Below are 8205 nucleotides of genomic sequence, written 5' to 3' on the forward strand. Positions count from 1 at the left end.
ACCCCACCCTGCCCGCGCAGGTGCCCGGAACCACGGCGCTTTCCGCCGGGCCCGGGAACGGAGTAGGAGGAAGGAACTGGCATCCGCCTTGCTGACGGTGTCCCCCCGATGACGTTGCGTGCCCTCCCCCTCCTCCTGTGCCTGTTCGTGGCCGCTCCCGCCGGGGCGACGTCCGGCCTGGAGCAGGCGCGCGCGAAGGCCCAGGCAGCGCGCACGGAGGCACGCACGCTGCGCACCCGGCAGCAGGGGCTGCGCGACGAGCTCAACGGGCTGGCCGCGCGCATCGAGTCCCTCAAGGCCCAGCGCCAGGGGAAGCTCACGCCGGGCGGTGAGCTGGAGTCCGCGCTGCGCCGCTCGCAGGAGCTGAGCGGGGAGCTCACGGGGCTGGCGCAGTCGGCGTCCGGCGCGGACGGCGAGGTGGAGCGCGCGCACCTGGCGCTGCACGGCGCGCTGTCCGGGGAGCTGACGCGGCTGCGCGCGGCGTGGGACGCGACGACGGACCGGGCGGAGCGGGCGCGGCTGGTGGAACAGATGCGGTCCGTGCGCGTCGAGCGCGAGGCCGTGCGCGCCGCGCTGCCCGCCTCACAGGTGCCGGCGCTGGATGGCGCGGCGCGCGGGGACGACCCGGAGGACCTGCTCGCGCAGGCGGACGCACTGCGCGACACCCAGGACAAGGTGCGCCAGCGGCTGACGGCCCTGAAGGCGCGCATCACCGAGGTGCGCGAGGAGCGCGACCTGGACCGCCGCATGAACGACTTCCTGGGCGAGGAGTCCATGTTCGACGACCAGGACCGCCGCCTGCGCATGCGCACAGCGGGCGACCGGGGCCTGCAGGTGGCGCCCACCCAGCGGGGCGGTGGCGGGACGCCGGGGCTGACCGCGGGCGACATGGCGGAGACGCCGACCTACTCGGACCCCGTGCCCGGGACGGAGACCGGCACCCCCACCGCGGGAGGACTGACGCCGTCCGTCACCGCCAGCGACCGCAGGCCCCAGGTGGACCCGGTGCGCGCCCAGGCGCTGGCCGCGGGCGGCCTGGAGGACCTCTCCTCGCTGGAGCAGGAAGCCGCGCGGCTGGAGTCCCTGGCGCGCGAACTGGACGGACGCGCGGGGACGCTGGAGCGCCGCGCGAAGACGCTGGCGCCCTGAAAGAAGCAGCGGGGGGGGTGGCCGCTACAGCAGGCCGCCCTCCACCTCCAGCACCACCGTGGCCTGCACGCGCACCTCGCGCTCCGGCAGGCGCCCCGAGCCGCGCAGGATGATGGCCATGCTGGGCGCGGCCACGTAGGGCCTCAGGTCCAGGCCCCCGTCCTCCTTGAGCGACAGCGTGGGATTGGGTGGATTCAGGCCCAGCCTGGCGATGCCGTCACGCGACGCGAAGCGCGACTCGGAGTTGCCCGCGCGGGCCACGGCCTCCAGTGAGTCCAGGAAGCCGAAGTCCTGGTCGTTGGGGCTCAGGACCTTGAGCGTCATCGACTTCACCTGCACGCGCGTCACCTCGTCCTTGGTGACGTCGCGGTTCTTGAAGTCCTGGTTCTCGTTGAAGTCCAGCGCGGAGAAGCTGCTGATGGCGGGAAAGGCGTTGAGGAGCGTGGGGGTGCCGGAGGGGCCCGCGGGCACCGTCGCCTCGCCCTGGACCTCCGTGATGAAGGACGCCGAGGAGCAGGCGGTGAGCGACAGGCCGGCCGCCACCGCGAGGAAGGACGCGTAAGACATGGCCGCAATGTACCGGGCGGCCGGGTGTGGCGTCACCGACCGCGGGCGCACCCCGGGTGTCCCAGGCACGACTCGGACGGGGCGGGCACTTGCGAGGGTGGGGTAGGCCCTCGGGCCGGAGTATGGTGCGCGCGCCTTGGACCGCCGCCTCCTCCCGCTCCTCTTCGCCCTCGCGTTGCCCTGGGGCCCAGGTGCGCGCGCGGCCGAGTGGCAGGGCTCGCTCCGGGGCACCGGCCGGCTGCTCGTGGACAGCAACGCCCCGCGTGACTTCTCCGACGGCGTCACGCACGGCCCCGGCACGGACCTGGCGCTGAGCGCCCTGGGCGTGGCGGAGGGCCGGGGCACCGGAGAGCGCTCCCAGGTGGTGGGCCGGTACGAGCTGGGCGCGCGCAAGTACGTGGACTACGGCAACGAGGACACGCTGGTGCAGGCGGGCGCGCTGGAGGGCTCGCTCGCCCTGGGCACCGAGTGGGGCGTGGGCGCCGAAGGGCACGCCAAGGACCGGCGGGGCGGCAGCCGCGCGTACTCGGACCTGGGCGCCAGCCTCTTCGCCGAGTACGCCCCGGACGTGCGCCTGGCCCTGCGCATGCGCCTGGGCGCGCGCCGCTTCGTGTACCGCCCGGACCACACGGCGGACTTCGGCGGCCCGGAGGTGGGCGTGCTGGGCCGCTACCGGCTGACCCCACGCCATACGCTGAGCGTGTTTGGAGAGTGGGGCTCGCGCCGCTACGGCCCCTTCGCCCGGCCCTTCCCGGGCGTCAGCACGTCCCCCGGACGGCGGCAGGACGGCGCGCTGGTGGCGGGGGCGGGCTACACGTACCGGGGGCCGGTGAAGCTGTCGCTCACGTATGCCTTCCAGGAGGTCAGCTCCAACAGCTTCGGGGAGACGGCGCTGCGCCACCGGCTCACCGGCAGCGCCGGCGTGCGGCTGCCCTGGCGGGTGACGCTGCTGGCGCAGGGCACGCTGGGCCTGGCGCGCTACCCGGACGGCATCTTCCTGTCGCCAGAAATTGTCCTGGTGGAGGAGGACGAGGGGCAGAACTCGCTGTCCCTCAAGCTGGCCCGGCCCGTCTCCGCCCGCGTGGACCTGGAGGTGTCCTGGGGCCTCTGGAGCACGCGCCTGCCGCGCAACGACCTGCGCTACACGCGCCAGGTGTTCGGCGTGGGCTTCACCTGGCGTGACCAGGACTAGGAACGCGAGTCCGTCAGTCCAGGTCGGCGATGCGCTCGTCGATTTCTTCCGCCAGGCTGGGGTGCTGCTGGGCGAGCGCGTGGTCCCGGGCGGTGGTGAGCACCTCCTTCGCCTTCTGCGTCTGGCCGGCCCCCGCGTAGGCATCCCCCAGGGAAACCAGGGCGGCGGCGTACTTCGGGTCCAGGCGGACGGCGGACTCCAGGCTCTGGATGGCGCTGTCGTATTCCTTGCGTTCCAGGTGGAGCTTCCCCAGGGAGAACCAGGCCATGGGGGCGTCAGGGAACTGGGCCACCATCTTCTTGAACTGCTCCAGGCGGGCGTCGCTCATGGACGGAACCCATTAGAGGAGCGCTGGAAGCTTGCCAAGGGTGCGATAGGGTATCCGCCACATGGCCACGAAGAAGAAGACCCCTGCATCCAAGAAGGCGAAGGCGAAGACCGGCACCCGGGCTCCGGCCCGCAAGAAGCCCGCCGCGAAGAAGGCGAAGAGCAGCCTGCGTCCGCCGCCGCGCAAGAAGACCGCCGCCGCGCGCAAGAAGGCCCCGAAGGCCGCCCCGCCGCCGCCGTTGCCCAAGCCCGCGGAGAACGCGAAGGCGCGCGAGCTGGCGCGCCGCATCGGCGACCTGCTGCTGGACAAGAAGGCCACGGACGTCGTCATCCTCGACATGCGCGGGATGACGTCCTACGCGGACTACATCGTCATCGCCTCCGGCGAGAGCGACCGTCAGGTGAGCGCCATGGCGGAGAACGTCCAGGTGCAGCTCAAGCAGGAGCAGCAGCCCCTGCGCCCCATCAGCACCGAAGGCCTGGAGACGGGCCAGTGGGTGCTGCTGGACTACGACGACGTCGTGGCCCACCTGTTCAACGGCGAGGTGCGCGCCTTCTACGACCTGGACGGGCTGTGGGCGGACGCGCCCCGGGTGAAGCTGTCCTAAGGCCGTGAAGGTCCGCCTCCTCTCCATCGGCAAGGACCGCTCCGGGCTGTTCGAGCCCGCCGTGCAGGAGTACGCGCGGCGGCTCGAGCACTACACGCGCTTCGAGCTGTTGGAGCTGACAGAAGCGTCGGGCCGCAAGCTCAAGCCCGGCGAGGCGAAGTCCGCGGAGGCCGCCGCCATCCTCGGCAAGCGCAAGCCGCAGGACTGGGTGGTGGCGCTGGACGAGCGCGGCACCCTGCTGGATTCCGTGGAGCTCAGCCGCTACGTCGCCAAGGCGCAGACGGGCGCGAAGGACCTGCTCTTCGTCATTGGCGGGGACGAGGGACTGGATGACTCGGTGCGCGGCGCGGCGCACCAGGTGATGTCGCTGTCGCGGATGACGCTGCCCCACCGGCTGGCGCGGGTGGTGCTCATCGAGCAGCTCTACCGCGCGTTCACCATCCTGAAGGGCGAGCCCTACCACAAGTAGGCCGCCGGGCAGCCGGGCCTCCCGGGGCGCCCAGGGCTCCAGAGCCCGGGGCGTCAGGGCGCGCGAAGACTCCGCGTCGGGAGCGCCCATCATGAACACGCCTTCTTCTGAAACCTCCACGGCCACGACCGTGCGCATCATCGCCTCGCCCCAGTCCTGGGTGGAGGGCGAGGCCGTCCGCCAGCTGGAGGCGGTGGCGCGCCTGCCCGGAATGCGGCTGGCGGTGGGACTGCCGGACCTGCATCCCGGCAAGGGCGCCCCGGTGGGCGCGGCCTTCGAGTCCGAGGGCTTCTTGTATCCCTACCTCGTGGGCAGCGACATCGGCTGTGGCATGGGCTTGTGGGACGTGGATCTGCTGGCGCGCAAGGCGAAGGCGGAGCGGTGGGCGGCGAAGCTGGACCTGGAGGGGCCGTGGGAGGGTGACACGGACGCGGTCCTCGCGGAGCAGGGCGCGAGCAGCACGGGCTTCGAGTCCGCGCTGGGCACGGTGGGCGGCGGCAACCACTTCGCGGAGGTGCAGCGGGTGGAGGAGGTGCACGACGCGCGCGTCTTCGAGGCGCTGGGCCTGCGGGAGGAGCGGTTGCTGCTGCTCGTGCACTCGGGGTCGCGTGGGTTGGGGGAGTCCATCCTGCGCCGGCACGTGGACCGGCACGCGGCGGGAGGGCTGGCGGCGGAGTCGGAGGAGGCGCGCGCGTACCTCGCGCGGCACGACGGCGCGGTGCTGTGGGCGAAGGCGAACCGGGCGCTGGTGGCTCAGCGGGCGCTGGAGGGGATTGGCGCGACGGGCCGGCGGGTGCTGGACGTGTGCCACAACAGCGTCACCGCGCGGCATGAGGGCGGACGCGTGGGGTGGTTGCACCGGAAGGGCGCGGCGCCCTGGGATGAAGGGCCGGTGGTGATTCCCGGCAGCCGTGGGGCGTTGAGCTACCTGGTGTTGCCGGTGGGCACGGGCGAGCAGAGCGCGTACAGCCTGGCGCACGGCGCGGGACGCAAGTGGACGCGGACGGCGGCGCGGGAGCGGCTGAAGGAGCGCTTCACGGCGGAGTCGCTGACGCGCACGTCGTTCAAGAGTCACGTCGTGTGTGAGGACCGGGACCTGCTCTTCGAGGAGGCACCGCCGGCGTACAAGGCCATCGACCGCGTGGTGACGGACCTGGTGGAGGCGGGGCTGGTGCGGGTGGTGGCGACGCTGGCGCCGGTGCTCACGTACAAGACGCGGGGCCGCACGGCGGAGTGAGCGGCACGGGGCTGGCACGAGGAGCGCGACGATGCGCTGCCCCTGGGAGTCCCGGTGATGTGGAAGGCCCTGCTGGATTTGATCTATCCGCCCATGTGTCTGGCCTGCGCGAAGGTGCTGCCGGGCGTGGGCGCGGTGTTCTGCGAGCCGTGTGACACGGCGCTGGAGCGATTGCCGCCGGTGGTGTGCCGCACGTGCGCGGAGCCCGGCGCGTTCCCGGGGAACACCTGTCCCCGCTGCCGGACGGTGCCGCCGCCATTCAGCCGGGCCTGGGCGCCATTCGCGCACGAGGGGCCGGTGGCGCGGGCCATCCACCGGTTCAAGTACGAGGACCATCCGGATCTCGCGGCGCCGCTGGGCGTGCTGCTCGCGGACGAGGCGCGGCGATTCCTGAGGACCGCGCCAGCGTGCGTGGTCGCGTTGCCGCTGCATGCGAGGCGCTTCCGGAAGCGGCAGTACGACCAGGCGCACCTGCTGGCGGGAGAGCTGGCGAAGGCCACGGGAAGGACCGCGCCGGCGGGTTGGCTTACGCGCACGCGGGAGACGCGCCGACAGGTGGGGCTGAGTGAAGTGGAGCGCGCGGGCAACGTGGCGGGAGCGTTCGTGGCGTCGCGCGCGGTGAAGGGGCAGGAGGTGTTGCTCCTGGACGACGTCTTCACCACGGGGTCCACCGCGCGGGCCGCCGCGGTCGCATTGAGGAACGCGGGGGCCACGCGGGTGGAGGTGCTGACGTTGGCGAGGGCGTTCACCCTCGCTTGAGCCGGGCGAGTTCGGCCTCGAGTTCCTTGGAACGGCGCTCGGCCTCGTTTGCACGCCGGGATTCTTCGTCCGCACGCCGGGATTCTTCGTCCGCACGCCGGGATTCTTCCTGGGCACGGCGTTGCAGAATCATCGTCTGGTCCTCCAGCCGTTCGATGAACTCTTCTGAGTCCAGCAGTGGCGCGTTGCCCGCCCAGAAGCGCACATCCTCGCCCTCGACCTGGAGCTCGAGTCCCAGAACCTCCGAGACATAACGCCCGTTCAGGGACTCCATCCGCGTGTAGACGCGCGCATCCGGTGTCGTCAGCCGGTAGCCCTCCAGCGACAGCCGTCCCCCATCGAAGATGAAGTACTCGGGGATTCCCAGACGGGCATACCGGCTCACGTTGAACTCGGCATCCTTCTTCCGGTCGCCGCCGACGTGGATCTCCATCACCCAGTCGAGACCGTGTCCCTCGTGGCTGACCATCCACTTGTTCCTGCGATGATTCTCCGCGTCCAGCACGACCAACAGATCTGGCGCGAAGCGCCGCTCCGCCGGGTAATACACAGGCAATTCCGCGCCCACGTAGGCCTTGCGTCCACGGCGTTTGAAGTACCCCTTGAGTGCCTCGCGCGCGAGCACCTTGGGTTCCTGGTGGCGGTCCCCCTCGGGCATCGCCATCTCTTCGTACGTCACCTCACCCGGCAGTGCCGCCACCACCTGGTCCCGCTCCTCCTGCCCCATCCGCTCCCACTCTTCCTGAGAAGGCGCCCGGGGGAAGGCGTCTCCAACCTTGTCGGTATGACGTCCCATGACCTCAAGCCTGCGTCGGGTAGGCCCCATGGTCAATCGCCCCCGCGCGAGGCTTGAGCAAGCAACACGCCAAGGAACTCCTGGACCGCCGTCTATGCTTCGCGACGAATGACATCCACACCGGTCCCTACTCCTGACAACGAGTCGAACGTGCAGCCACGATGTGGCCCGCATTCCAGGGTCGCGACGGAGGAGTGCTCGCGCTGCGGTGCCTTCATGTGCCGCACGTGCGTGGCTCCGGACAGCGAGCCCGCGCATTGCCAGACGTGCCGGCAGCACCTGCTGGCGACGGGCGCCATCGTTCCCAGCAACCAGTCCCCCCTGGGCGAATACCTGGCCCAGTTCAGCTGGTTGATCGCCTTCCTCACCTCCGCGGGAATCTACCTGGCGCGCAGGACGGACAGGGACGCACTGTGGCTGATCATCTTCCTGGTCGGCTTCACGCTGGGCCTGGCCTGTGGCGTCGTGGCGCTCATCCGGGAAAAGGGCCGCCGCAGGCCCCGGGTCGTCGTGCCCGCCGTCATCGGCATCGTGCTCAACGCCCCTCCGTTCCTCTGGGGAATGCTGATGGTCGTGCTGCCGCTCATGATCGACAAGTGGTGAATCAGCGCGTCTTCACCGTCTCCAGCGCGAGCGCCTCACCGCGCAGCTGGCCATCCAGCCAGAACGTCCCGCCCGGCACGAGCGAGACCACGAAGGCCACGGTGATCCGCTTCACGCCCCAGCGGTATTCGATGGCCGCCATCATCAGCGTGTAGAGGTACGCCACGAACAGCAGGCCGTGCGCCATGCCCACCACGCGCACGCCCAGGGGCATGTGCAGCACGTACTTCAGCGGCATGGCGATGAGCAGCAGCACCAGGAAGGACAGGCCTTCCCAGAAGGCAACGGCGCGGAAACGTCCCAGGGCGGTCTTCAGCATGACGTCCTCTCTCCTCCGCCCCCTGCTCGCCGTCAAGGCACGCGGCTGAAGCCACCGGGCTTGCCCGCTCCAGGTCCGGCCTGACGTCATGGCGTCCGAGCCACGCAGCGGATGTCGGGCGCATCACGCCCGGCGCCTTCCTCTCCCCGTCCACCCCCGGAGGCTGTTATCCCCTGCGC

General features: G+C 71.2%; 11 protein-coding genes. 7 read left to right on the forward strand and 4 right to left on the reverse strand.

Features of this window, described 5'->3' with window-relative positions; genetic code table 11:
* Positions 1-108: 108 nt before the first annotated feature.
* Positions 109-1149 (forward strand): coiled-coil domain-containing protein, encoded by a 1041-nt coding sequence (locus D7W81_RS37295; protein WP_120560135.1) that lies wholly within the window; start codon positions 109-111, stop codon positions 1147-1149.
* 24 nt (positions 1150-1173) lie between these two features.
* Here the strand turns inward: D7W81_RS37295 and D7W81_RS37300 are convergent, their stop codons facing one another.
* A complete protein-coding gene (locus tag D7W81_RS37300) occupies positions 1174-1716 on the reverse strand; it encodes a hypothetical protein (protein WP_208721614.1) in 543 nt (180 codons plus the stop codon).
* Positions 1717-1852: 136 nt separating this feature from the next.
* On the opposite strand from D7W81_RS37300, the gene D7W81_RS37305 reads away from it, so the two are divergent.
* Complete coding sequence (locus D7W81_RS37305) at positions 1853-2908, forward strand: hypothetical protein (protein WP_120560136.1); 1056 nt, start codon at positions 1853-1855, stop codon at positions 2906-2908.
* A gap of 13 nt (positions 2909-2921) precedes the next feature.
* On the opposite strand, the gene D7W81_RS37310 is transcribed toward D7W81_RS37305, so the two are convergent.
* On the reverse strand, positions 2922-3236 hold the full coding sequence (locus D7W81_RS37310) for a tetratricopeptide repeat protein (RefSeq protein ID WP_120560137.1): 315 nt from the start codon (positions 3234-3236) through the stop codon (positions 2922-2924).
* Between the two features lie 61 nt (positions 3237-3297).
* On the opposite strand from D7W81_RS37310, the gene rsfS reads away from it, so the two are divergent.
* The 4 genes from rsfS (at position 3298) to D7W81_RS43125 (ending at position 6308) form a co-directional block, all read left to right on the forward strand.
* A complete protein-coding gene (gene rsfS, locus D7W81_RS37315) occupies positions 3298-3843 on the forward strand; it encodes a ribosome silencing factor (RefSeq protein WP_208721616.1) in 546 nt (181 codons plus the stop codon).
* 4 nt (positions 3844-3847) lie between these two features.
* Entirely contained in the window at positions 3848-4312 is a 465-nt protein-coding gene (locus tag D7W81_RS37320; protein ID WP_120560138.1) for a 23S rRNA (pseudouridine(1915)-N(3))-methyltransferase RlmH, read from the forward strand.
* 91 nt (positions 4313-4403) lie between these two features.
* Positions 4404-5549: an RNA ligase RtcB family protein gene (locus tag D7W81_RS37325; RefSeq protein WP_120560139.1), complete on the forward strand. Its 1146-nt coding sequence runs from the start codon at positions 4404-4406 to the stop codon at positions 5547-5549.
* Positions 5550-5606: 57 nt separating this feature from the next.
* Complete coding sequence (locus D7W81_RS43125) at positions 5607-6308, forward strand: ComF family protein (RefSeq protein WP_208721618.1); 702 nt, start codon at positions 5607-5609, stop codon at positions 6306-6308.
* On the opposite strand, the gene D7W81_RS37340 is transcribed toward D7W81_RS43125, so the two are convergent.
* Positions 6295-7104 carry a Uma2 family endonuclease gene (locus D7W81_RS37340; protein ID WP_120560140.1) on the reverse strand — a complete coding sequence of 270 codons (810 nt, stop codon included), beginning with the start codon at positions 7102-7104 and terminating at the stop codon, positions 6295-6297. The genes D7W81_RS43125 and D7W81_RS37340 overlap by 14 nt on opposite strands.
* A 150-nt stretch (positions 7105-7254) precedes the next feature.
* Between D7W81_RS37340 and D7W81_RS37345 the strand changes: the two genes are divergently transcribed.
* Positions 7255-7707 (forward strand): hypothetical protein, encoded by a 453-nt coding sequence (locus tag D7W81_RS37345; RefSeq protein ID WP_147445758.1) that lies wholly within the window; start codon positions 7255-7257, stop codon positions 7705-7707.
* A 1-nt stretch (position 7708) separates the two neighbouring features.
* On the opposite strand, the gene D7W81_RS37350 is transcribed toward D7W81_RS37345, so the two are convergent.
* Complete coding sequence (locus D7W81_RS37350; RefSeq protein WP_120560142.1) at positions 7709-8026, reverse strand: DUF3817 domain-containing protein; 318 nt, start codon at positions 8024-8026, stop codon at positions 7709-7711.
* Positions 8027-8205 lie beyond the last annotated feature (179 nt).

This window comes from Corallococcus aberystwythensis (assembly GCF_003612165.1).
GTDB classification, from domain to species: Bacteria; Myxococcota; Myxococcia; order Myxococcales; family Myxococcaceae; genus Corallococcus; species Corallococcus aberystwythensis.